At 50.6% G+C, this 23,899-nt stretch carries 28 protein-coding genes; 9 read left to right on the top strand and 19 right to left on the bottom strand.

Features of this window, described 5'->3' with window-relative positions; genetic code table 11:
- From tssI to D6C13_RS05790, 4 genes are all read right to left on the bottom strand, one after another.
- The coding region (gene tssI / locus D6C13_RS05775; RefSeq protein WP_120132064.1) for a type VI secretion system tip protein TssI/VgrG at window positions 1-887 on the bottom strand (887 nt) is incomplete at its 3' end.
- A gap of 423 nt (window positions 888-1,310) precedes the next feature.
- A complete protein-coding gene (gene hemB, locus D6C13_RS05780) occupies window positions 1,311-2,285 on the bottom strand; it encodes a porphobilinogen synthase (protein WP_120131874.1) in 975 nt (324 codons plus the stop codon).
- Between the two features lie 216 nt (window positions 2,286-2,501).
- Complete coding sequence (locus tag D6C13_RS05785; RefSeq protein WP_120131875.1) at window positions 2,502-4,601, bottom strand: peptidase domain-containing ABC transporter; 2,100 nt, start codon at window positions 4,599-4,601, stop codon at window positions 2,502-2,504.
- Window positions 4,588-5,874 carry an HlyD family secretion protein gene (locus D6C13_RS05790; RefSeq protein ID WP_120131876.1) on the bottom strand — a complete coding sequence of 429 codons (1,287 nt, stop codon included), beginning with the start codon at window positions 5,872-5,874 and terminating at the stop codon, window positions 4,588-4,590. The genes D6C13_RS05785 and D6C13_RS05790 overlap by 14 nt, the downstream gene beginning before the upstream one ends.
- Window positions 5,875-6,299: 425 nt before the next feature.
- On the opposite strand from D6C13_RS05790, the gene D6C13_RS05795 reads away from it, so the two are divergent.
- A complete protein-coding gene (locus D6C13_RS05795) occupies window positions 6,300-6,491 on the top strand; it encodes a chemotaxis protein (protein ID WP_120131877.1) in 192 nt (63 codons plus the stop codon).
- A gap of 104 nt (window positions 6,492-6,595) precedes the next feature.
- Here D6C13_RS05795 and D6C13_RS05800 read toward each other — a convergent pair whose 3' ends face one another.
- The 6 genes from D6C13_RS05800 to pspA form a co-directional block, all read right to left on the bottom strand.
- Window positions 6,596-7,663, bottom strand: a complete 1,068-nt coding sequence (locus D6C13_RS05800) for a YcjF family protein (RefSeq protein WP_120131878.1) — start codon at window positions 7,661-7,663, stop codon at window positions 6,596-6,598.
- Window positions 7,660-9,057, bottom strand: a complete 1,398-nt coding sequence (locus tag D6C13_RS05805; protein WP_120131879.1) for a YcjX family GTP-binding protein — start codon at window positions 9,055-9,057, stop codon at window positions 7,660-7,662. Before D6C13_RS05805 ends, D6C13_RS05800 begins: the two co-directional genes overlap by 4 nt.
- Window positions 9,032-9,283, bottom strand: coding sequence for a phage shock protein PspD (locus tag D6C13_RS05810; RefSeq protein ID WP_120131880.1), 252 nt, complete (start codon window positions 9,281-9,283; stop codon window positions 9,032-9,034). The genes D6C13_RS05805 and D6C13_RS05810 overlap by 26 nt, the downstream gene beginning before the upstream one ends.
- 84 nt (window positions 9,284-9,367) lie before the next feature.
- Window positions 9,368-9,727, bottom strand: a complete 360-nt coding sequence (gene pspC / locus D6C13_RS05815; RefSeq protein ID WP_120131881.1) for an envelope stress response membrane protein PspC — start codon at window positions 9,725-9,727, stop codon at window positions 9,368-9,370.
- Window positions 9,727-9,954, bottom strand: coding sequence for an envelope stress response membrane protein PspB (gene pspB, locus D6C13_RS05820; protein ID WP_013576050.1), 228 nt, complete (start codon window positions 9,952-9,954; stop codon window positions 9,727-9,729). The genes pspC and pspB overlap by 1 nt, the downstream gene beginning before the upstream one ends.
- Before the next feature lie 89 nt (window positions 9,955-10,043).
- Window positions 10,044-10,715 (bottom strand): phage shock protein PspA, encoded by a 672-nt coding sequence (gene pspA, locus D6C13_RS05825; protein WP_120131882.1) that lies wholly within the window; start codon window positions 10,713-10,715, stop codon window positions 10,044-10,046.
- 232 nt (window positions 10,716-10,947) lie between these two features.
- Here pspA and pspF point away from each other — a divergent pair, with 232 nt between their 5' ends.
- The 8 genes from pspF (at window position 10,948) to D6C13_RS05865 (ending at window position 17,627) form a co-directional block, all read left to right on the top strand.
- Complete coding sequence (pspF, locus tag D6C13_RS05830) at window positions 10,948-11,955, top strand: phage shock protein operon transcriptional activator (protein WP_120131883.1); 1,008 nt, start codon at window positions 10,948-10,950, stop codon at window positions 11,953-11,955.
- A gap of 364 nt (window positions 11,956-12,319) precedes the next feature.
- Window positions 12,320-14,002 carry an ABC transporter substrate-binding protein SapA gene (sapA, locus tag D6C13_RS05835; RefSeq protein ID WP_120131884.1) on the top strand — a complete coding sequence of 561 codons (1,683 nt, stop codon included), beginning with the start codon at window positions 12,320-12,322 and terminating at the stop codon, window positions 14,000-14,002.
- The gene (sapB, locus tag D6C13_RS05840; protein ID WP_120131885.1) at window positions 13,999-14,964 is read left to right on the top strand and encodes a putrescine export ABC transporter permease SapB; all 966 of its coding nucleotides are present in this window, start codon (window positions 13,999-14,001) and stop codon (window positions 14,962-14,964) included. The genes sapA and sapB overlap by 4 nt, the downstream gene beginning before the upstream one ends.
- A gap of 185 nt (window positions 14,965-15,149) precedes the next feature.
- Entirely contained in the window at window positions 15,150-15,419 is a 270-nt protein-coding gene (locus D6C13_RS05845; RefSeq protein WP_120131886.1) for a hypothetical protein, read from the top strand.
- A gap of 7 nt (window positions 15,420-15,426) precedes the next feature.
- A complete protein-coding gene (locus D6C13_RS05850) occupies window positions 15,427-15,669 on the top strand; it encodes a DinI-like family protein (RefSeq protein WP_120131887.1) in 243 nt (80 codons plus the stop codon).
- A gap of 9 nt (window positions 15,670-15,678) precedes the next feature.
- Complete coding sequence (locus D6C13_RS05855; protein WP_095921872.1) at window positions 15,679-15,915, top strand: DinI-like family protein; 237 nt, start codon at window positions 15,679-15,681, stop codon at window positions 15,913-15,915.
- A gap of 156 nt (window positions 15,916-16,071) precedes the next feature.
- A complete protein-coding gene (locus tag D6C13_RS05860; protein ID WP_120131888.1) occupies window positions 16,072-16,812 on the top strand; it encodes a HipA family kinase in 741 nt (246 codons plus the stop codon).
- Window positions 16,809-17,627 (top strand): DUF3037 domain-containing protein, encoded by an 819-nt coding sequence (locus D6C13_RS05865; protein WP_120131889.1) that lies wholly within the window; start codon window positions 16,809-16,811, stop codon window positions 17,625-17,627. Before D6C13_RS05860 ends, D6C13_RS05865 begins: the two co-directional genes overlap by 4 nt.
- Window positions 17,628-17,964: 337 nt before the next feature.
- Here the strand turns inward: D6C13_RS05865 and D6C13_RS05870 are convergent, their stop codons facing one another.
- The 9 genes from D6C13_RS05870 to D6C13_RS05910 all read right to left on the bottom strand — a co-directional run bounded on the left by D6C13_RS05870 (window position 17,965) and on the right by D6C13_RS05910 (window position 23,898).
- A complete protein-coding gene (locus tag D6C13_RS05870; RefSeq protein ID WP_120131890.1) occupies window positions 17,965-18,390 on the bottom strand; it encodes a tail fiber assembly protein in 426 nt (141 codons plus the stop codon).
- A 2-nt stretch (window positions 18,391-18,392) separates the two neighbouring features.
- The gene (locus tag D6C13_RS05875) at window positions 18,393-19,127 is read right to left on the bottom strand and encodes a gp53-like domain-containing protein (protein ID WP_120131891.1); all 735 of its coding nucleotides are present in this window, start codon (window positions 19,125-19,127) and stop codon (window positions 18,393-18,395) included.
- Complete coding sequence (locus D6C13_RS05880) at window positions 19,127-19,807, bottom strand: baseplate wedge 1 family protein (protein WP_120131892.1); 681 nt, start codon at window positions 19,805-19,807, stop codon at window positions 19,127-19,129. The genes D6C13_RS05875 and D6C13_RS05880 overlap by 1 nt, the downstream gene beginning before the upstream one ends.
- Window positions 19,804-21,003: a baseplate J/gp47 family protein gene (locus tag D6C13_RS05885; RefSeq protein WP_120131893.1), complete on the bottom strand. Its 1,200-nt coding sequence runs from the start codon at window positions 21,001-21,003 to the stop codon at window positions 19,804-19,806. Before D6C13_RS05885 ends, D6C13_RS05880 begins: the two co-directional genes overlap by 4 nt.
- Window positions 21,004-21,357, bottom strand: coding sequence for a contractile injection system sheath initiator (locus tag D6C13_RS05890; protein ID WP_120131894.1), 354 nt, complete (start codon window positions 21,355-21,357; stop codon window positions 21,004-21,006).
- Window position 21,358: 1 nt separating this feature from the next.
- Entirely contained in the window at window positions 21,359-22,108 is a 750-nt protein-coding gene (locus tag D6C13_RS05895) for a Gp138 family membrane-puncturing spike protein (RefSeq protein WP_120131895.1), read from the bottom strand.
- A 62-nt stretch (window positions 22,109-22,170) separates the two neighbouring features.
- Entirely contained in the window at window positions 22,171-22,506 is a 336-nt protein-coding gene (locus D6C13_RS05900; RefSeq protein ID WP_167457992.1) for a hypothetical protein, read from the bottom strand.
- Window positions 22,507-22,525: 19 nt separating this feature from the next.
- A complete protein-coding gene (locus D6C13_RS05905) occupies window positions 22,526-23,590 on the bottom strand; it encodes a hypothetical protein (protein ID WP_120131897.1) in 1,065 nt (354 codons plus the stop codon).
- 2 nt (window positions 23,591-23,592) lie between these two features.
- Window positions 23,593-23,898 carry a phage baseplate plug family protein gene (locus D6C13_RS05910; protein ID WP_120131898.1) on the bottom strand — a complete coding sequence of 102 codons (306 nt, stop codon included), beginning with the start codon at window positions 23,896-23,898 and terminating at the stop codon, window positions 23,593-23,595.
- Window position 23,899 lies beyond the last annotated feature (1 nt).

Below are 23,899 nucleotides of genomic sequence, written 5' to 3' on the forward strand. Positions count from 1 at the left end.
CGGGGTGAGTTCGACGTTCCCATGACCCTATCCGCGTTATTGCGCCAGCCTTCAATCTGATAGCGGGCAAAATCTTCGCCGTGCTGTTCGTCTTTATACCGGCCGGGATAATCAAAAATTTCGTAGGCCGCATGCTGATAGGGCATTCGCTTCGGCTGGTCCTGAAATTGTGCCGGCCAGTTCGGGGCGGTGAAGGTGTAATCCTGCAACGTCACCTGCGAAGGGCGGATTTGCGCACTGCGGCGGAAATTGTTGATGCAGTACGTATCAGCCTCGGAGGCCGCATTGGGGTTGTAGGGTATCTGCCCCATGCTGGTCAGCGCCGTGCAGTTGTCGGCAAAGGTTAGTTTCTGATCGTTGGCTTTCAGATATTCTTCTTCAAAAAAGAAAATGCCTTCTTCAGCGGTCAGGCGCCGGATAAATTCGTAGTCGCTTTCCATAAACTGCACGCAAAACTCCCGCCAGTCGTGCCTGGCGCGAAACAGGGTGTCATATTTGACGATGCCCATTTCTTTGAGCAAAGGCTTGAGAATACCTTCAATATCGAGGTTCTGAAAACTGCGGCAGTTGCGGCGCTGCGCACTGCGCCAGAGGTTGGGACGGATAGTCAGGCGGTACAGGGTCTGATGTTTGCCGGTATCACCCTGTTCGCAAAAGGTAACGATGCCGCGCACCCGTCGTTTGATTTCTTCGCCCTGCCAGATGGTCAGCGTCGCCATTTCATCCAGTACTTTTTCAAAGCCGACCGCCGGGTCACTGCTGGCCAGGGTGACGTCCAGGGTAAAGAGTTCGGAGTAAGCCTGTGAAAGCTGAAAATTCACGACAGCAAAGGTGTCTTTAGCCACGCTACCAGCCGCAAAGGTAAAGCGGGTTCCATTAATCGCCATAAAGAGTCGCCATAAAGTTATTCCGTCAACTGTTGTGGAATCATTTATCAGAAAGTGATTTCATTAGCGATGTATAGATCGCATAAATACAATAAAATCAATGTGATAAATAATATAGGTGACGACAGTAGACCTGATGGCAGGGATAAACTGAGAGGGGAGTCACAAAGAATTCTTATTTAAGCAGGAGTGAAATATATGCATGTTTTGCACAAAGAAAAGGGCGCTTTGCGCTAATGCTGATCGTTTAAGGATCGGTTGACCGATACAACAGTATATCCTTTAAAAAAACAATGCCGGTCACCTTACGTGACCGGCATTAGGCGAAAGCCCGGTTTTGATCGCTGTCACTTTTCCTAAACCCAAAATCATTCGGGTTGCCGGCCGCAGCAAAAACATCTGCGGCCTGAAGGATGAAGGGGATTACAGACCGTTTTCGGCGATATCCATCGCAAAATACGTCAGGATAATATCTGCGCCCGCACGTTTAATCGCGCCCAGACTTTCACGAACCACTGCGCGCTCATCAATAGCGCCAGCCTGCGCCGCGAACTTGATCATCGCGTATTCGCCGCTGACCTGATACGCCGCCAGTGGCAGACGGGAGGCTTCGCGGATATCGCGGATCACATCCAGATACGCGCCAGCCGGTTTCACCATCAGCGCGTCGGCACCTTCCTGCTCATCCATCAGCGACTCACGCACGGCTTCGCGGCGGTTCATCGGGTTCATCTGGTATTGCTTGCGGTTGCCTTTCAGTACGCTGCCGCCCGCTTCGCGGAAAGGACCGTACATTGAGGACGCGAACTTGGTGGAATACGCCATGATCGAAGTATCGATGAAACCGGCTTCATCCAGCGCGCTGCGGATGGCCTGTACCTGACCGTCTTGCGCGGCGGAGGGTGCAATGAAATCTGCACCGGCAGCCGCAGCAACCACGGCCTGTTTGCCGAGATTGAGAAGCGTCGCGTCGTTATCCACACCATGGTCATGCAGTACGCCGCAGTGGCCGTGCGAGGTGTATTCGCAGAAACAGGTGTCGGACATCACAATCATTTCCGGCACAGTGTCTTTACAGATCCGCGCCATACGCGCAACCAGACCGTTTTCGTTCCAGGTGTCGCTGCCGGTGGCATCCATATGATGCGAAATACCAAAGGTCATGACCGAGCGGATACCGGCACGGGCGTAACGTTCGATTTCAAACGCCAGGCGGGATTCCGGAATGCGCATCACACCCGGCATGGCGACGATCGGTACGTATTCAGAGGTCTCTTCTTCTACGAAAATCGGCAGTACCAGATCGTTGACGCTAAATTCAGTTTCCTGAAAAAGAGTGCGCAGGGATTCGGACTGTCTCAGGCGGCGAAGGCGTGAGCTCGGGAACTGATTCGACATGAAAACTCCTAAAAATTAATCTGTTGCACTGAAATTTTTTTAGAAACAGGAGCGCAAACAGTTCAGACGGCAGGAGGCATGGCAGCGCCGTCAGACGATGAAGCCCGCATTTTATAATAACTTTTAAACAAATGATGAACTTTCCGTGAGGAGATGTAACAGAGCCCGCAATTTAGGTCAGGCGCCCCCGGATTTGGGACCGCCTGAAGGGAGGATTTAACCGAGTTTTATCTCGCGATCGGCCGATGCAATCGTTGACGGCCTGTGCGCAATAAATATCCGCGTGATATCCAGTTCGGCGATGGCCTGATTGATGCGGGATTCGTTGTCCAGATCCAGATGGCTGGTGGCTTCATCGAGGAATAAAATCGCCGGACGACGGTATAACGCGCGGGCAATCAGCAACCGCTGTTTCTGCCCGCCGGACAAACTGCCGCCCAGTTCGCTTATCAGCGTTTCATAGCCCATCGGCATGCGTTCGATATCCTCATGAATATTACAGCGGCGGGCACAGTCGATAATCCTTGCTTCATCTTTCTGCTCATCGAAGCTGGCAATGTTCTCGGCGATGGATCCTGCAAACAACGTGTCATCCTGCAACACACAGGCAATACAGCTGCGGTAATTGTTCAGTCCGGCGGTGGTGATGTCCATGCCATTAATCAGAATACGGCCCTCGGTGGGCGTCAGCAAACCAGTCATTATTTTCATCAGCGTGGTTTTACCCTGCCCCGACGGCCCGGTGATCGCCACACTTTCACCCGCCGCCACCGACAGGTTCAGCCCGTTGATCAGCGGCGCAGAAAGGCTGTCATACTGGAAAACCAGATCGCGCACATCCAGCGAGGCTGCTTCGCCCGCACGCAGCAGTTCGCGTTCCGGCAACGCTTTTTCGGTGTCAGTCAGCGCGATATCGGCGATACGGTCGCGGTGCAGGGATAGCATCCGCAGCTGTAACACCATATTCAGCAGATTGGCCGCACGTTCAGAGAACTGCCCGCGATAGGTGTTAAATGCCACGAACATCCCGAGCGTCATATTCCCGTCGATGACCTGTGTCGCACCCAGCCACAGCAGCGCCACCTGATCGAGCGTGGCAATCAGCGTATTGCCGCCGGTAAACATCATTTCAAATTTGGTTTTACGCACCGTAGCATTGGCGTTATCAATGTTCAGATTCAGCCAGAAATTGGCGCGGGCTTTCGATAAACCGAGCGCTTTCAGGGTGCTGATGCCGTACAACGTTTCCATAAAGTGCGAACCGGCACGCGCCCCTTTGACGATTTGTTCTTCCGAAACCTGACGGTACGCGTTATAGGTCGTCAGGCGGAATACCACATAAATCGCCGTAAAACCGAGGATCACCCAAATCAGCCAGCCGCCGTACAGCACCATCATCACGATCAGTCCGACCGACATAATGCCGTCGATAATACTGTTGACCACGTTGGTGGTCAGCGTGGTACGCAGCGTGTCGAGCGAGGTAAAGCGCGACTGAATATCACCGAGTTTGCGTTTCTCAAAGTAATCGAGAGGCAGTTTCATCAGATGATCAAACAGCCGCGCTTTCCACTGCACGTCAATCAGCGTACTCATCACCAGTGACGTCCAGGCGCGCAGCATACTGACGCCGGTGCGGAATATGATGAAGAACAGCAGACCGAGACATATCAGCGTCAGCAAATCCGGGTCTTTGGCCGGGATCACGTGGTCCATCACCAGCTGCATGCCCACCGGCAGCAGCAGGTTGACCGATTCGATCATCAGCGACAGGCAGAAGATTTTGGTCAGCGCCGGAATAAGCCCGCTGACGTTACCCATCATTTTGCGCAGATCCAGCCGCACGCGCGGTTTTTCAGAGGTGAAACCGTTGTCCGGCCACAGCTCAAGCGCCACGCCGGTGAAATGTTCGGAAACCTCGCGCATCCCCAGCGAACGACGCCCAAATGCCGGATCGTGAATAATCACTTTGCCCTGTTTAACACCGACCAGCACCACGAAATGATTGAGATCCCAGTGCAAAATACACGGCGTTTTCAGCGCATTCAGTTCGTCGATATCCAGCTTCAGGGCGCGGGATTTCATCTCATTGGCCGTGGCGATGTCCATCAGCGTGCGCAGCGTCGCCCCGCGCGAGGAAATGCCGTAATGCTGGCGCAGACTCTGCAAATCGACGTGTTTGCCGTGATAGCCAAAAACCATCGCCAGACTGGCCAGCCCGCACTCGGCGGCTTCGGTTTGAATAATCTGCGGCACCCGGTGGCGCCAGCTGAAGTGCAGGCGGTCAGCCAGCTCCCGTACGTTATCGAGATTCATTGATTGGCCCCACCACGCTTTTCTTCATGCTGTAATACGGAGACAACATCCACTGATACAGCGGCCTTTTCTCCAGGAATAATGTTGATTCGGCTTTCATGCCGCTGGATAAATTCAGCGTCTCGCCGTGCCAGTCCATCGCTTTTTTGTCCAGTGAAACAATCACTTTGTAATAGGGCCCGCTGACCATGCCGTTGGCCGTGCGCGGCGCGCTGGCGTAAGAATTGAGTTCCTGTTCCGAAACGGGTGCCGAGGAAATCGATTCCACCTTGCCGGGGAACTGGCCATATTTTTCAAACGGATAGGCTTCGTAGCGGATATTAATGTGCTCGCCCGCTTTCACGTAAGGCACGCTTTCATTGGGCAGCCAGGCAACGAGAAAGAACGGAGAATTACTGGCGGGCACCAGCTGCGCCAGGCTGTCACCGGCGTTGACCATCTGGCCGGGCGTGACGCTCAGCGAGGAGATTTTGCCCGATGTCGGGGCGGTGATGAGCAGGGAACCTTTGGCATCGGCTTGCGCCAGTTGTCGCTCCAGATCGTTACGCTGGTAGCCGTACTGTGAAATCTGATTATCAAACTCGGCGGCGCGCGTGACCAGTTCGCTGCGCAGATTGGTGATTTGCAACGCTTCCTGAATCGCCTGGGTGTTCAGACTCTGAAACGAGGTTTGCTGCTGGTAAAAAAGGTAACGCTGGTTGTTCAACTGATCGGTATTGATGAGCCCTTTCTTCTGATATGCGCCATAGTTCTGCATGCTTTTTTTCATGGCATCCAGCCCTTCCTGCGCGGAATCCACCATGCTTTGCGAAACCTGATGGGCTTTCTCATATTGCTCTAACTGTTGTTGCAGGTTTTGCAGCGTTTCCTGCTTGTTGTGCTCAAGCTGAGCGACAATCGAATCAATTTGCTCACGCTGTTTTTTAATCGCGGCGAGCGTGGTGGTGCTGACATTGCCCGCCTGTGTCACGCGACTGACGTCAATTTCATACAGCGGCTGACCTTTTTTAACCCGCTTGCCGGTATCAACATACAGTTTAGTGATCACGCCCTGTTCCGGGCTGAACAAATTAATACTGTGCGGTTGGGTGATAATTTCACCGCTGACATTAATCCGCCGGGTGTAATTAGTGAAAATTAGGAATATCAGTAAGCAAATAATAAAAACAGCGGTCAGTGACGTCACAATCCATACAGGCCAGCCGGCAAGTAATAACGCCTTACCCGTCCAGTGGTTTTGCTGATGTTCATTGACCTCTTTACGAAAGAGCATATTTTTTGTTCCGGAAAAACAGGCTGTAAAAACACAATCTTTAAAAGATAGCAGCCCGAAAACCTCCTGCCACCGCGATTACTCTGAAACATCGCTGGCCGGTATTTCCGACGGGAGACAGTCACGCCGTAATATTAATTTACTTTTTGTCTTAGAAATAATTCCCCTCAGCCTTAACCGATTATTTTTTATACGTGAAATTAATAAATCAGATTCTTTTAACTTTTTATTCAATTTTAAAACAATGAGTTAAGCATAAAATTCAACTTAGGAGATTATTCCTAGTCAAATTCCTTCGTCAGTGTTCTAGGCTTAATCCCCGTGAAGACATTGCGTAGAAATTATCTCCATAGCATTACTCAATGTTTTCATCGCCCCCGGTTTTTAAGGGGACTTGCTTTAACAGATTAAAAGGAAGGCCTAAGATGAAACAATTAACAGAACATGATATTGAAATGGTTAATGGTGCGGGTTGGTCGGAAGATGTGAATAAAGTTGCCGATCGCCTATCAAACTTTGGTCAGGACGCGGTAAGTGACACCGGTAATGCGGTGAACAAGGCGTATTCACAAATTTCCGATGGTCTTGCTAAAGCACAGAACTATCTGACAACCTAGTTTTCAGTCTTTAAAGGTTAATCAGCGTAATACAAGCCCCCATTTATTTGGGGGCTTTTATTATTGGCGGTATGAAACATTGGCGGTATGAAACGGGTGAAATATCACACGCCTGATTTAGTTTTATCGCTTTTCACCATGCTGTTTTTCAGCTTACCGATCAGCTCGCGGCGAAAATCACCCAGCTTCGGTTTATCGCCATCCAGCCACGGCAACGGCCGACAAAGTTCCATGGTTTTGATGCCCAGACGCGCAGTCAGTAAACCGGCGCCGATGCCTTGTGCCGCACGGGCAGAAAGACGGGCCGCCAGATCCTGCGACATCCAGTCCATCCCCACTTCGCGCACCAATTCAGACGCACCGGCAAACGCCATGTTCAGCAGAACCAGACGGAATAACCGGATGCGGCTGTAATAGCCCAGTTCAATGCCGTACAGCATGGCGATACGGTTAACCAGACGCAGGTTACGCCAGGCGATAAATGCCATATCCACCAGCGCCAGCGGGCTGACGGCAATCATCAGCGCGGATTCCGCCGCCGAATGGCTGATTTCACGACGCGCCTGGGCATCCAGCACCGGCTGAACTAACCGGGCATACAGCTCGACCACTTCGCGGTCATTCTGTGTTTCATGCAGTGACGCCTGCCAGCGCTGCAAAGCCGGATGACTGTTATCCAGCCCGGCCTGCGCGGCGAGTTTTTCGCAAAACGCCCGCCCCTGTCCTAAACCGTGACTGTGCATTAATTCACGCGCCTCATCACGTTCATCGGCGCGCTGACGCAGGCGGTACAAGCGTCGCCATTCGGTGGCAACCGAACCGACACCGGCAAGGATAATCAGTCCGCCCGCCGTGCATGCGCCGAGTGCTACCCAGTCCTGCTGGATCCACGCTTCGTGTACCCATTGCACGCCCTGCGCCACCACGCTGATGCCCAGCACCGCGACGCCAAGGCGCACAATTTTGCCCCACAGGCTGCGGCGGGGCTTCAGCGCGCGGCTGAGCACGGCTTCGGCTTCACCCTCTTCCTGCTGCTCGTCGGTTTCGGCGGTGACCGGAATAAAGCGTTCTGAAATCTGTTCGTCAAACGCCAGCGCAGGTTTGATCACCGGTTCCACCGGCGCTTTTAATTCCGTTTCAAAATCGATACGCGGTTTTATCGGTTCGCTCATCGCATTTTATCTCCCAGTAAAAACTCCATCACCGCATCCAGACGGATGTGCGGCAACGGCGTGTCCACGCTCATTTCACGTGGACGAAACTCGTCAAAATGGAAACCCTGTTTTTGCCAGAATGCATGTCCCGGCAGGCGCGCCGGCACTTCGCCAGGGAACACCGTCAGCGGCGCGCCATCCTGTAAACGATGGCCTTTGAGCGCAGGCAGACTTTGCCCCTGATATTCGACCATACCGGTTTCAGTCGCCTGAACAGAAGCCAGTCCGGCACAATCCATACTGATGCCTTCGAAAGCGGCGTTCTGCCAGGCTTCCTGTACCAGCTGCTGGAGCAGTGACACCAGATTGGCATGCTGATCGCCGGTAATATGGTCAGCCTTAGTCGCCGCAAACATCAGTTTATCGATGCACGGATTGAACAGGCGACGCAACAGCGTGCGCTTACCGTAATGGAAACTTTGCATCAGTTGAGTCAGCGCGAGGCGCATATCGTTGAATGCCTGCGGCCCGCTGTTGAGCGGTTGCAGGCAATCGACCAGCACAATCTGGCGGTCAAATTTCACAAAGTGATCTTTATAAAAACCTTTCACGATGTGCTGACAGTAATAGTCGAAACGCGCGCGCAGTATACCCAGATTGCTGTTTTTATCCGCCTGCGCCAGCTGCGCATCGGAATAGCGGCTCAGCTCCGGCCACGGGAAAAATTGCAGTGCGGGCGCACCGGCCATGTCACCCGGCAGAACAAAACGTCCCGGCTGGATAAAGTGCAGCCCTTCGGTTTTGCAGCGCACCAGATAATCGGTGTACGCCTGCGCAATCGCGCCCAGCAGATTTTCATCCGCCGGTGCCAGCGGATCGCATTGTTCGCACAGCGTCAGCCACGGCTTCGCCCATTCAGCGCGATCGCCCTGTAACAGCCCCGCCATCTGGCGGGACCAGTCGAGATAATTTTGCTCCAGCATCGGCAAATCCAGCAGCCATTCGCCGGGATAATCGACGATCTCCAGATATAACGTGGAGGTGTCTTTAAAGTGACGCAGCAGGGAATCATTGGAACGGTAGCGCAGCGCCAGGCGGATTTCGCTGACGCCACGGGTCGGCGTTGGCCACGCAGGCGGCGTGCCGTAAAGTGCCGCCAGACCTTCATCATAGGCAAAACGCGACACACCCAGATCACGCTGAGGGACGCGTTTCACGCCCAGCAACCGCTCTTCGCGCGCAGCCGAAAACAGCGGTAAACGTGCGCCGCTGTGCATATGTAAAAGCTGGTTAACGAAGGCGGTGATAAATGCGGTCTTTCCGCTGCGGCTTAAACCGGTGACGGCCAGCCGCAGATGCCTGTCCATGCCGCGATTGATCAGTGAACTAAAGTCGTTTTGTAGTCTTTTCATTGCTCTCCCTGGCGTAGCGCCCAAACAGCGCAGTAAGAATACGTTTGAATAACGGTTCTAATAATAGTGCTAAAACATACCGAAGTGGCCCTTTTCCCACCACACCCAGCACGCGTGCTGCCAGCCCGGCAGGACCGAAAGTGAGCGCCAGCGTAAAAGCGAGGCTCAGTATTTTCGAAAACATGCTGCGCTTACCCGGCAGCGAGGAATTCAGGTAACGGGTCATAAAGATTCCTTAAGCGGGAGGTGAGAAGGAAAATAGCAGCCGGAGCAACGTCCGGCAGCCAGAGGCAAAGCGGTGAGTAAAGAGTTAAAGCTGACGGAAACGGCTGCGTACGCCGAAAGTTTCGGAAGTGACGTAACGCTCGACCTGACGTAAACGCTGCTCGCTGGCTTTCAGTTCGCGGTCAGCTTCTTCCAGCAAATTACGCGGCGACGGTGCATTTTCATCTTCATATTCGCTGGCCAGTACCGGATCCAGCACGTAGCTGAGAATGATGTACGCCACCAAGGTGAACATAAACAAGCCGAAGAAAACTGACAGCACAGCCATGATACGCAGCAGTTTTACCGGTACGCCCAGATAATGCGCCAGCCCGGCCAGCACACCTTTCACCACGCCCTCTTCCGGCACGCGGTAGAGTTTTTTCTCAGACAGACGGGTCGCCATTATGATTGCCTCCAGCCCGGATGTTCGGCATCAAGAATTTCTTCCAGCGCCTGAATACGTTCGCGCATACGCTGCGCCTCATGAGTCAGGCTGGTGAGATTTTGCATCTCATGCTGACTGAGCTGACTGCCATTTTGCTGGCGATTGCTGTAGTGAAGCCATAACCAGACAGGCGCCACGAATAAAACGAAAATAGTCAGCGGAATAGCTAAAAACAGGAAGCTCATTGCATCTCCTTATGAGTCTTTTTTATTACCGGTTACGGCGTTTATCCTGCAACAACCTGCCTGCGGACAGGCAGGTTTGATGGCAAACATTACGCGTCCTGATTGCCGTTCATTTTAGCTTTCAGGGCAGCAATTTGTGCGCTGATTTCATCGTCGGCTTTCAGCTCGGCGAACTGCTGATCCAGCGATTTCTTTTTACCAATGCTGACGCTTTCTGCTTCCGCTTCCATATGATCGATGCGGCGTTCGAACTGCTCAAAACGCGCCATCGCTTCATCAATTTTACCGCTGTCGAGCTGACGGCGAACGTCACGCGAAGAGGCTGCGGCCTGATGGCGTAAAGTCAGCGCCTGCTGACGCGCACGGGTTTCGGTCAGTTTGCTTTCCAGCTCGCCAATTTCTGACTTCATGCGATCCAGCGTTTCTTCTACCACGGTCACTTCGTTTTTCAGCGTGGTAACCAGCTCGGACAGTTTTTGCTTTTCGATCAGCGCCGCACGGGCCAGATCGTCTTTATCTTTACGCAGCGCCAGTTCGGCTTTGTCCTGCCATTCAGCCTGCTGGGATTCGCCCTGATCGATACGGCGGATAAGCTGTTTCTTTTCTGCCAGCGCACGGGCGGAAGTCGAACGCAACTCCACCAGCGTGTCTTCCATTTCCTGAATCATCAGACGTACCAGTTTCTGCGGATCTTCAGCTTTATCCAGCAACGTATTGATGTTGGCGTTAATGATGTCAGCGAAGCGAGAAAAAATACCCATAATCGAAATTCCTCTTAGATTTTGTTGAGTCTCCGGCCAATCAGATACCGGTTAAAGCAGCAGGAAATTTTATTCCGCTGCGATAAACCTATATCAGGATCCGTGCCAACTTTTTAAAATCATTATCTTCATGAATAAATTGAAGTTTTTATTTTTGCATCTGCTATGCTTATTTTTCGAGATGATTATTTTCACTAAGAGTTAGTGTGTTTCACCACACAAGGAAAGCCAAATGACGGATAACACAGATAATTTGCTCGGTGAGGCCAATGCCTTTATTGAAGTACTGGAACAGGTCTCGCAGCTGGCGAAACTGAACAAACCCGTTCTGGTGACCGGCGAACGCGGCAGCGGTAAAGAACTGATCGCGCATCGCCTGCATTATCTGTCACCCCGCTGGCAGGGGCCGTTCATTTCACTTAACTGTGCGGCGCTCAACGAGAATCTGCTGGATTCCGAGCTGTTCGGCCATGAAGCAGGTGCGTTTACCGGCGCGCAGAAACGCCATCTCGGGCGCTTTGAACGTGCGGACGGTGGCACGTTATTTCTCGATGAACTGGCGACGGCGCCAATGCTGGTGCAGGAAAAATTGCTGCGCGTGATTGAATACGGGCACCTTGAACGCGTCGGTGGCAGTCAGCCGCTGCAGGTGGATGTACGGCTGGTGTGTGCGACAAACGATGATTTACCGCAGCTGGCGGCAGAAGGAAAATTTCGCGCCGACCTGCTGGACCGCCTGGCGTTTGATGTCGTGCAACTGCCACCGCTGCGCGAGCGCCAGCAGGACATCATGTTACTGGCCGAGCATTTCGCCATTCAGATGTGCCGCGAACTTTCGCTGCCATTATTTCCCGGATTTACGGAGCATGCCCGCGAAACCCTGCTGGCCTACCGCTGGCCGGGCAATATCCGCGAGCTGAAAAATGTCGTCGAACGCTCGATGTATCGCCACGGCACCAGTGATTTTCCGCTCGATAATATTATCCTGAATCCGTTTGCGCAGCGCACTGCTGCCGCAGAAACGACGGATATCAGCAAGCCAGAAAATCTGCCGACGCTGCCGCTGGATCTCAAACAATGGGTGACGGAGCAGGAAAAGAATCTCATTGAACAGGCGTTACGGCAGGCGCGGTTTAATCAACGCAAGGCGGCCGAGCTGCTGAATGTGACTTATCATCAGTTACGCGGGATGTTGAAGAAACACGCAATACAGGTGAATTCGCAGGAAGTCGCTGAATAACAGGCAAAAAAAAGCCAGCACCCGAGCTGGCTAAGTAATACTGGAAGCAATGTGAGCAATGTCGTACCTCGCGAAAAACGTCCCTGGCGGGCCGCCTCTCGTCCGGTTAAATGAATGATAATAGTTCTCAGTATCGTCTGTAAAGCATTTTGTTGAGAATATTTCTCATTACCACAATGACGTTATGGCTACTTATTGAACACCCTTAAGGTTGTTGTGGACGCCAGTTTTTGTTTTTCTCAGGCCGTTCAGGACAGTTTTTGCGCGAAGTGCCGCAGGATCGCTGGCTGTTTTGTGCAATGGATTGGGGTACCTCGCAGAGTACGGTACACTTAGGCTATTGCACCTTAACTTTGAAGCCTTTATGCGTCGTCTAACTTTGTGGATGCTTTTACTGAGCGGCCTGTCCACAGCAGTTTTTGCTGAGACTGCCCCAACACACCCCGGCCCGACCGCAGTCTCTGCGCCGGTGAAAGATATTCGCCAGAGCGGCTTTGTCTATTGCGTTAATGGCATGGTCAATACGTTTAACCCGCAAAAGGCCAGCAGCGGGCTGATTATCGACACACTTGCCGCGCAGTTATACGACCGGTTGCTGGACGTTGACCCTTATACGTATCGTCTTATCCCCGAACTGGCGCAAAGCTGGGAAGTGCTGGATGAAGGCGCGACCTACCGTTTCCATCTGCGCAAAGATGTGCCTTTCCAGAAAACCAGCTGGTTTTCACCTTCGCGCAAAATGAACGCTGACGACGTGGTGTTCAGTTTCCAGCGCATCGTGGATCCGAATAATCATTATCACGCGGTGAACGGTGAGGAATATCCGTATTTCGACAGCCTGCAATTTGCCCGTACAGTGAAAAGCATCAAAAAACTCGACGATTATACCGTCGAATTCCGTCTCAATAATCCTGACGCCTCATTCCTCTGGCATCTCGCCACGCACTACGCACCGGTGCTTTCGGCTGAATATGCAGCGAATCTGACCCAGGCCGGTAATGAAGAGGAAATTGACCGTCAGCCAGTGGGAACAGGTCCGTTCCAGCTGGGCGAATACCGCACCGGTCAGTATGTGCGTCTGGCACGTAACGGACAATACTGGAAAGGCACCCCGCGCATGGCGCAGATAGTGATTGATATGGGCGTCGGCGGCACCGGGCGCTTGTCCAAATTACTGACCGGCGAGTGTGATGTACTGGCTTATCCGGCGGCCAGTCAGCTGTCGATTTTGCGCGAAGATCCGCGCCTGCGCCTCTCTCTGCGTCCGGGGATGAACGTCGCTTATCTGGCGTTCAATACCAATAAAGCGCCGCTCAACGATCCGCGTATTCGTCAGGTCGTTGCGCTGTCTATCAATAATCAGCGCCTGATGCAGTCGATTTATTACGGCACCGCTGAAACCGCTGCGTCTATTTTGCCTCGTGCGTCATGGGCGTATGACAGCAACGCGCAGGTCACGGAATATAATCCCGATAAAGCCAGAAAGATTTTAAAAGATCTGGGACAGGAAAAGCTCAATCTGCATTTGTGGGTACCGACGGCGTCGCAATCATTCAACCCGAGCCCGCTGAAAACCGCAGAACTGATCCAGGCAGATTTAGCCCAGGTCGGGATTAAAGTGACTATTGTTCCGGTCGAAGGACGTTTTCAGGAAGCGAAGCTGATGGAAATGAATCATGACCTGACGCTCACAGGCTGGTCAACGGACAGCAATGACCCGGACAGTTTCTTCCGTCCGATGCTCAGTTGTGCAGCGCTTCATTCGCAGACCAACTATGCTCACTGGTGTGATCCGGCATTTGACGAACTGCTCCGTCAGGGGCTTTTGTCACAGCAACTTTCGCAACGTATTGAGTTTTATCAACAGGCGCAAAAAATCCTGGAGAAGGAGCTGCCGGTGTTGCCGCTGGCCTCTTCCCTGCGACTTCAGGCTTATCGTTACGACATCAAAGGGCTGGTACTGAGCCCGTTTGGTAACTCGTCGTTTGCCGGCGTCTTCCGCGAGGATGACAAAAGCCGTGATGATGAAGGAAGGAAAGCCCCATGATTATCTTCACGTTACGACGCATATTATTGCTGATAACCACATTGTTCTTTCTCAGCCTGGTGGCATTTAGCCTGAGCTATTTTACGCCCAACGCTCCGCTGCGCGGTGCATCGTTATGGGATGCCTACCGTTTCTATTTTTTAGGCATCTGCCAGTTTGACTTTGGCGTGTCGAGTATCAATGGCGAGAGTATTACTTATCAGCTCAAAGCCGTATTCCCGGCAACGATGGAACTGTGCGTGCTGGCCTTTTCACTGGCCTTAATCGTTGGGATCCCACTGGGAATTCTGGCGGGCGTAATGCGCGGAAAATGGCCGGATGTCGCAATCAGCAGCCTTGCCCTGCTCGGGTTTTCCATTCCGGTATTCTGGCTGGCCGTGCTGCTGATGCTGTTCTTCTCAATGCAGCTCGGCTGGTTGCCGGTATCCGGTCGCCTTGATTTACTCTATCAGCTGAAAACTGTCACCGGCCTGACGCTGGTTGACGCGTGGCTGTCTGATTCGCCTTATCGCCATGAAATGATCATGAGTGCCATCCACCATATGATTCTGCCGATTTCCGCGCTGGCCGTAGCGCCGACAACCGAAGTTATCCGCCTGATGCGTATTTCCACCGACGATGTGCTGGCGAAAAACTATGTCAAAGCCGCAGCGACGCGAGGATTGTCACGCTTTACTATCATCCGTCGTCACGTATTGCACAACGCGCTGCCGCCGGTCATTCCAAAGCTCGGCCTGCAATTTTCGACCATGCTAACGCTGGCGATGATTACCGAAGTGGTCTTTAACTGGCCGGGTGTTGGCCGCTGGCTCATTAATGCTATCCGCCAGCAGGATTACGCCGCGATTTCAGCAGGTGTGATGGTGGTCGGCTCGCTGGTGATTGTGGTTAACGTACTTTCAGACATTCTCGGTGCATTGATGAATCCATTGAAACATAAGGAATGGTATGCCCTTCGATAGGTGATGCCGTTACTGGATTAACATCAATTAAATCAGTAAATTAAAATACACATCAGGCTTAAATGAACATTAAAGCACACATTCATGTACACAGTGTGTTTGTGATTCCAGCATAATTCTTTGACCAATTCCTCATGTAGATATACTGTATGCATACACAGTATATTTGCATGAGCGATCATCATATGAAAAACCAAGACGAATTCGGTGGGATGCGTTTACTGACAGACTTTCAAGCAGCACACAGTGCTTTTGGTGAGTTTGTGCTTCTTAAATCCTCTTTCTCAGATACGCTTTCTGGCTTCCTCGATTTCAAAGCTGAGACATATCCAGACCAGCAAGTGATGATCCGACTCAGCGAAGCCAAAGCACTAATCTCTGAATTGCAAAAGCGTGTCCAATACATCGAGGCTGGGATCGAAGACGCCAGTACCAGTACCACTTTTTTAGAATGAGGTGTTTATGTTTGTTGAGCTGATTTACGACAAAAGAAATATGGCCTGTGTGCCGAACGCCAACGCACTGATCCTGGCTGAACTTACCAAGCGCGTACATGGCACCTTCCCTGATGCTGACGTGAAGGTTAAGCCAATGGTGACGCTAAGCAGTATCAACACGGACGCCAGCAAAGCGCAGAAAGCGATTCTGTCCGGAATAGTGGAAGAGATGTTTGATGATGCGAATGAATGGCTGGGAATCGAATGAGGGGGTTTTATGCACGTTGAATTGCTGATCGATAAAACCAAGCAGCTGCCCGCCGGCGCGGTCGAGGCTTTCAAAGTTGAGTTTGAGCAAAGGCTGGAAAGAAATTACCCGGGCGCTACGTTCAGCGTTCGCCGAGCTGGTAGTGATGGGATGTCGGTGATGGGCGGTACGCCGCGTGACAAAGAAGTTATCGATGTGATGTTGCAGAATACGTGGGAAAGCGCGGATGACTGGTTTCAACCTTAACACCATACTTCAAACCACTGAGTAAAACCCCAGCATTTGTGAAGCAAAGAATCCGATCTATCATGTGGTTATGCCAATGAAATTAAATAATGGATATGTTCACATATTCTAGAAATTGCATAGCCGTTAGATAACAACAAGGATCATCTTTGCAGCATGGATAATGAAGTAATGAAGGTGAAAGAGTTCATCAGGCGGATTCCTGAAGGGTCTACCCGTCCTTTTCTGTGCAAATGTGAAGATGAGCAACTTTATGTAATTAAAGGTAGGCCAAGTCTCCCACCAAAGCAGTTAATGGCAGAATGGATTGCGGGGTGTTTAGCTAAAGCGATGGGGTTATCTATCCCTGACTTCGAGATAGTAGAAATAGAGTCTGCATTAGTTGAATTTGTACCAGAACTCAAAGGTGAGTTGCAGCCAGGTTACGCATTTGCCACCAAATTTATACCAGGTGCTGGCTCTATTACATTTGGTCAGGCTCATTCTAAAGTTGAAATTCCGGCGCAAAAAAGAATTTATCTATTTGATAGATGGGTTAAAAATGCAGATAGAACGCTTTCTCCTCTGGGTGGAAATGTAAACATAATCTTCGATTTTTATAACAATAGGCACTACCTCATTGATCATAACCTCGCCTTCGCCCATGATGAAGCTGATGACGATTTTGAGATGCATGTTTACGGCGCAAGACATAGAAATTGGCTGTTTGACATTGTTGACCAACAAGAATGTGAAGATGAACTTGCTGCAGCCAGAAGCGCATTACAGAACTCTTTAGCGAAAATACCTGAAGAGTGGTGCCTGGAACAACCTGAAGATAATGCCGAGTTTATTGCTTTCATCGAAGATACGCTTGATAAAGCAAATAGTGTTGATTTTTGGAGCAAAATAACATGAACACTCCATGCCTCTACAGCATTGTGAGATATGCACCTTATGCGGAAACTGAGGAATTCGCAAACATCGGTGTAGTCATGTGCTCGCCAAAAAAACGAACATTCCATTTTATGCTGACCCAGAGCAACGATGCTAGGATCAGCGCTTTCTTTAGAGACGACACTATTTTCCCTTTAGCAAAAGATGCTGTTGCTAGAGAGCTTCGTTTTGCTCAGGAGCAAAGTCACCATTTCCAGACCGACGAACAGCTAGCCAATTTCTTCAACTACTTGACCATGAGAAGGGAATCAATTTTTCATTTCAGCTCTACGCGAGTTGTAATGGCGAACGATCCTGAAAAAGAGTTATTAAGAATTTATAATCAATTTGTGAATCACTCTGACTTCAGCAAGGAACGTAGAGAAGAAATCTTAGCCAAGGAGCTTCGTCGTCGGCTTAACACCTATGCTGAGCTAAGGGACTCTTTTAGGAAGGAAACTTTCGGGGGAGAGCTCACTCGTTTTACTATGCCATTTGTCGCGAAATCAGAAGAAGAAGTTCTCTGCGCTATCAAACCGCTGGCCTTTGTTCAGAGCCAGCCAGGTAAAATGATGGAGCACTGTGATTCTTGGGTTTCACGCGTGACCAGAGCTGCTGCAGAGAATATCCTTTCTCTAAAAAATGTGCTGTTCACTATCGACGGACATACAGCCCCTAACTCAATCGAGTCTAAGGCGATGGATGAAATTAGAAAAACCTTTGATAGACACCACATTGCTCACTTTAAGCATGATGATGAAAAATCGATCATTGAATTTGCTAAAGCCTCCCTTTAATTTTGCTTAACCCGGCCACCGAGCCGGTTTTTTTGTGCCTGAATCCCTATCCGGTCACCACCTGCCTGCCAGCATAACTTATTAAGTTATAAGCCAAAGAATTAAAAACAACACGCTTTGCTCGCCAGCCGGTTACCGCCCCGATCCTTATTGATTTGAAAGTATCGAGGGAGTTTTTTTAACTACGAAACTAAAGATACTTAAGCCAAATTCATTTCCTGAGCTACTGTTAAAAAAGGAGTAATTCTCCTGTTCCGGACTAAATTTTTTGTGATGATTCACTGCCCTCTTCCCGAGGGCTTTTTTACGTGAATAGGTTTCGGCTCAGGAAGGAGAGTTATGAGGTCGGTGCGGAAGTCCAAGATATGTCCGGTGCTGCTGATGTATCTACGGCTTCAAGCTCATCCAGATAATCCAACCAAGCATTGTATTGCACCTTCTCTGCATCTTTTAGGCGCCCCATTGCGGCTTTGCCGGGCCACTGCTTGGAATTTATGTAATCATTGGCTTCACTAATTTTATTTTGTTTCTCATAGTTAGCCGCATTAACCATTTCTTCATGGGAAGCTGGTGCCGCCTCAACCCACGCAGGCAGGCCGTTGACATTCGACAAAACCTGACCAGAAGGCACGTCTCGAAATTTATAAAAATCTTCTTCGTTATATTCAAGAGCACCGGTGAGATCCCATCCAGCGGAAATATAATCATCCTTGATTGACTCTGGTACAAATGTGCTGCTCGCTGGGAGCCATAGATAATTCATGATTAATATCCTATTGAAAAGTATGAACCGCCAATGCCAGAGTTGGAGCAAATGTAAGTGACACCAGTTTTACTAGCGTTATAGCCATCACACGCCGAATAGGCCAGTCCACTCAGCCCGCCGCCAGGCGTGTAATCTGCATGTACATATGTTCTCATGGCACGGTTAGGGTACGGAATTAAAAATGTCAATGGACCATCATAGCCAGCGGCTGGAACTGTCGGTACCCTTCCCCACTGAATGATGATGTAACCTGTGGGCGATGCACTGCTGGGGACCCTCTGCCATCCCTGTTCGCTGAGTGATGATGTAAAACTACCCATATTTGGAATTTGGTTTGTGCCTGTACCTACAGTTGCCGTTGCCGCGGTTCCCAGTCCAAGATTTGTTCTTGCCGACGTCTGTGCGGACGTGCCAGCATTTTTAATCTCGACAAGATTATTTGTTATTTGCAGGAAGTCATTCGAGCTGTTCGATTTTAATGCAGTGATTAAATTGCTGAGTAATGTAGCGGAATCACCATTATCTAAAACATCGCTCCCGCTATAATTTGCAATGAATTGACCAATGACTGATGCCATGACAGTGGCTTGTCGAATAGCTTTATTAACTTGTGCAGAATTAGCTTTGCCAGATTGGAAGCCCGTTATCAGAGCCGCGAGAGCTTCGTAATCGGCTTGTGGTGTTACATTTGCACCAACACCTACGCCAAAAGGTTTAAAGTTATTTGTAGACATTATAATTTTTTCTCCCATGCGCCATCGTCAAATCCGGCTATGTAATCGTTATCCATATCAAATCCGAAAAATTTATTTCCGACTGACGGAGTTTCAATGGATGGTGTCTGAATGTCGCCAGCCCAAACACCGGCAGCTTTTACGGTCAGGTATCCTTGCCGAATTGCAGCGATCAACTCGAGCGAAACATTAGAAATGTCGATTTCCGGAAATACCCAAACTGAAATTGTCATGTCCTGGTTATCTACGATCTGCATCATCAAGCCCGAACCGGCCAGCGCCGTATCGAGAATTGTCGGTAGCGTTTCGTTTGTTCCATTCCAGTGATTGATCGCAATTTTGGCTTTAAGGACGATGCGGTAAGTTTCATCGCTCAAGTTCGTAAATCCAGCGTCAGGATCATACGGCCCCTGCCATACCCCTTGGTCATAACCTAATCCTTCTGAATCCCAGCAAAAATAGACGCCGGAAATAGGTTCGCTGACAATGCGCGAGCGACCAATCCACAAACCCAGCGTGTCCAGCTGAGCACCAACGGCGGTATCGATATCAAACGCAGCTACCAGTGAAGACATTGTGCTGGCTACATCAATAAGGGGCCTTGTGCTCAGATCGATATGGTCAAAATAAAGAGGCTTCGTAACGTGATAGTTGGTGATCAGGTCAGTGTATTTACTCATGAGCTAATCTCGATACTAATATTCGTGGTGTCACTTGAGGCAGATTCGCTGTATGCAATATTCACATTTGCAGCAGCTACAGTGCCGGATGACTTACCTATCAGAAGGTCCGTGATATCGTAATAGCGGGCATTTCCTCCGCTCACTACACCCAGATTGGCTGGTGAGTAAATACGGCTTAGCAGCACACTGTCGCCAATATCCAGAGTGTTTACGTAATTGGCAATGGCTTGCTTAATTTGATCACCAATCTGAGAGGTGTAACCCGTGAAGGCCTTAATGGTGATAGATACAAAAATCGGTACATCGGTAGATCGCGAAAAATTAATGACGTGCGGATTTCCGTAAGTGTCAGGAACAGTGATAGATGTCGTACCATAGGTGCTTACGCCCTGCCCTTTATTTCCTCTGATAGTCTGGGCAATATCAGTCACATTACCACCATCAACAATCGCGGAAATAGAATGCGGTGGCAGCCCGTTACTGTCGGTAACACCGGTGTCATTCTCGTAGAGCTTGTGACGTGTCACACCATCCACGTTAGCGATAGCACCGTCGACACCTTCAAACGGCGTAATGGATGGCAGAGCCACGCTCTGACTCTGCCTGATGCGCAGTTCGGCATCTGTTTCTGCAGGTGCGCCTACGGTAGCAGCTGAAGCATTTGTTACTGACGTCCAACCGCGGGTTGGTGTGTTAATGGCAGTCACCGTTCCTGCGAGCGCAGCAACAGCGCCACTGCTGGCGCACGTGGCTGTGACTAACACTGTGCCACCAACACCGATTGATACCGTTGCCGGGAAATTCCAAATGATGTTGTTTTGGTCTCGTACCGAGCCGTTGGTGATTGTCGTGCCCGCTACACCAGTTAACAACACATCTACGGTTGATCTGGTCGCAACTTTACGTGTGATCCCATTAATCTTAACGTTACTGCTTAGGGCGGAAGCCTGCCCGGTTGCCGGTGAGAATGAGTTATAAATCTGAATTGCCGTATTGTTGGCATCGTGGATAGCCAACGCGACCAGAGCTACCATCTGACCATCTTTACTGTCCGGGTCCAAATAGGCATCACTACCGTAAATCTGCTGAAAGTAGCCGGTGATGGTGTCCAGTATCGTCTGATAGTCAGGCGCACTGATCCCCTGGGCAGTTACCGTTGCCGATAACCCCAGCGTATCGAGGTTCAAAGCCATTTATGCCTCGCTTGTGACTGTTGTTTCGCCGTAGATGGTATCGATTGTGGCGGTGAAGGTTACGCGGCGGGTGGTGCCATCGTTATTCGTATTGAAAGAGATAATTTTGCTCACCCCCGGCGTAGTTTGTATGCGCTCCCGAACGGCAAGGATATAAACGTCGGAACGCTGCTTTCCGAGCACTGACTGAATATAAGGTGTTCCTTCAGTAACATTGAGGAACCATTGCCCCCGCCAAAGTTCGAAGCGTGTTTTTACAGCCTGAGCAACGCATTCGGGGGTATTTACCAGCCAGGTGTCATCACCACGACCGAAGGTGTAATCACCGTCAGAATCTTCGCGTCGATATCGCATATCAGTTCACCTTGCCAGAATTACCGCTACCGGTCTGCACTCCACTGTGCGTGTGCTGGTCGCTGATATCTTTGCCATTGGAAGTAAGGGTGCCGACAAATTTAATAGCGCCGGTGATCGTGGCAGCAGTGCCTGAAGCGATACTCCCAACCATGCCCCCCATCCATGTCAGCAGCCCTTTTACAGTGACGGCCGCCGAGAACGTAGATAACGGTGCTGTGACGTTAAAGCCACCTGGGGCCATGATATTGATCGTCTGCGTAGTAGGGTTCAGTTCGAAATAGGTTGAACCATCATCACTTCGCATTTGTGCTGAATTGGCACTGATCCCGCTAATTTTCTTCGCCTGTGACTGAGGCCCGATAATAGCGAACCCGTCAGATAAATCATGCTGGCGTGTGTCTACCGGCTCCTGCACGCCGCCGCTCTGCCACCAGAAATCAATGCAACGATCGGAGAAAATCAACAGACATTCATCACCGGATTTAACCGGGAACGTCAAAGTTACCCCACCACCGCGCGGGAAGACCACGGGCACATCCACAAGCAAAGGGAGGTCTGCTGATTCTGTTCCAGTAGTAGACGCATCGCTTCCCTTTATGGCCGGTAAGACAGTGCAGGTCACCGTTACTGGGTCGAACGACTGAATAATGCCAGGCATCGCTACACGGATCTGATTAGAAATGGAGTCGGCTATAGCCTGAGCGGTTTGCTGTTCACCGCCGATTTGGGACTGAGTAGGAATTGGCATAAAAACTCCATAAAAAAACCCGCACAAGGCGGGTTTCTTCTTTGAATTTGGGTGCTCTTCGTTTACTTAACTTTCACGCAGTCGTAAGTGGCGTACTGACGCGGTGCGTTCATGCTGGCCTGTAGCCATTGAGCATTGAGAATGGCTTTTCCGTCACGTCCAATAAACTCCATTCCAACCCATCGACCAGGTTGATCGGTAGCCATGCGCCACTCAATTTTGACATTGTTGTAGTCATCTTTAGCTTTCAGAAAAGTTATTTTTTGTGATTCTGGCTTCGCGCCATTAATTCGTGCTAACCCGTCATTTGCCCAGTGAACTTTAAAATCACCACACTGCGAATCAGCCAATGCCTGAAAAGAAACCAGCGTAGCAACAGCAATGACAATTCTGAAAATAGGCTTCACGTTCAACACCTCAATAATTGGTTTTCTGTATAGCCGTCTGATTGACTAGGTCACGAGCGCCACGCGCAAAGCACATCAAATCCATGTACCACGCCTGACCTCTGGTGTCGCCAGTATAGTCGATAGACTTCACGATATAAACGCCATCTGTCGCAATACTGGCTGCTTGTGAGGTTGTGCCAGTCAGCACGCGGTTGCCGTTATCATCAGTTTCAGAAATTCGACCAGGTGATTGCGCAATCTCACCAGTGCCGAGTGCCGTGCGATATACCGATGCCTGATCCAACTGGATGAGGCCATTAATGCGGATGTTCGGATTGATAAGGCAGCGCACGTTTACTCCGGCCCCCATAGTCTGCTGAGGCATACCGATCAGGCCCGTGTCCGCATTCAGGACAATAGCCTCGTGGATGTATTTGTCCTCTGGCACCATCTGCACCTGACCATCCACCAACTGCCACGTCGCATTGCATTGCTTCGCGATATTGTCCATCACGTTACGCGAAGCGTTATAGAGCACCCGACCGCGGGGAAAAACGGTTGTAGGCATGTCACCAGTGATCCCCTGAGTCACGCCAAACGCATTAAAGCCCTGCATGGTAACCTGGTGCAGGTCTGCCACCGTGTAGCCGGCGGCTAAAGTGGTTTTGGTTCGTGCAAACAAAAAGGCTTCATGGTCACCAATGGCCTGAATGAGGACCCATGAGTCCGTGACATTATCCTTCCCGGTCACCGTAAAGCGAATATCACCATCGAATATCAAACCAAAGTTCTGGCCGTTGGACTGCCCGACCTGCTCACTTTGAATATCCTGAACGACGCCGACCTGACTGGCGTCAACGGCGGCCGGAATACCGTCATACCCGGCGATGATCCGTATTTTTGAAAACTCCTGCCCGAGTATTTTGTTCGTGGTGTCGGTCGATAGGTTATAAACCTTCACCTCGGCCACGCGCGGCCACTTCGTGTCTGCCCACTGAATATGAAAAGTAACTTTAAAATCGGACAGAGAAACACCCTGGCCGTTCTGGTCTAAAAGCTGCAGTTCAAAATGGCGCATCCAGTTAATAGACATGTTTATTCCTGTACAAAGGCGAGATGGCTTGAGGTACCAAGATTGGTTTTGGTCGGGTCATCCGGTGCGCCGTTATCAGTGACAACCACCAGCGCCCCATTGATGCCCAGTTGAGGATATTGCTCAAGTAAGTTGGCACCGGTAACTAACGGCACGCCGGTCAGTAAAGCGACTCCTCCGCTGTCCTGCACATCCATGATCCAGCCTGCAGCATCGCGCCAAATAATTTTCAGCGTGTAAGTCGTATCACCAAGCAGAATGCGGAATTGCTGGTTATCCGGAGATAACGGTATTTCATTTACCTGCATG

The organism is Rahnella woolbedingensis (assembly GCF_003602095.1).
Taxonomy (GTDB): domain Bacteria; phylum Pseudomonadota; class Gammaproteobacteria; order Enterobacterales; family Enterobacteriaceae; genus Rahnella; species Rahnella woolbedingensis.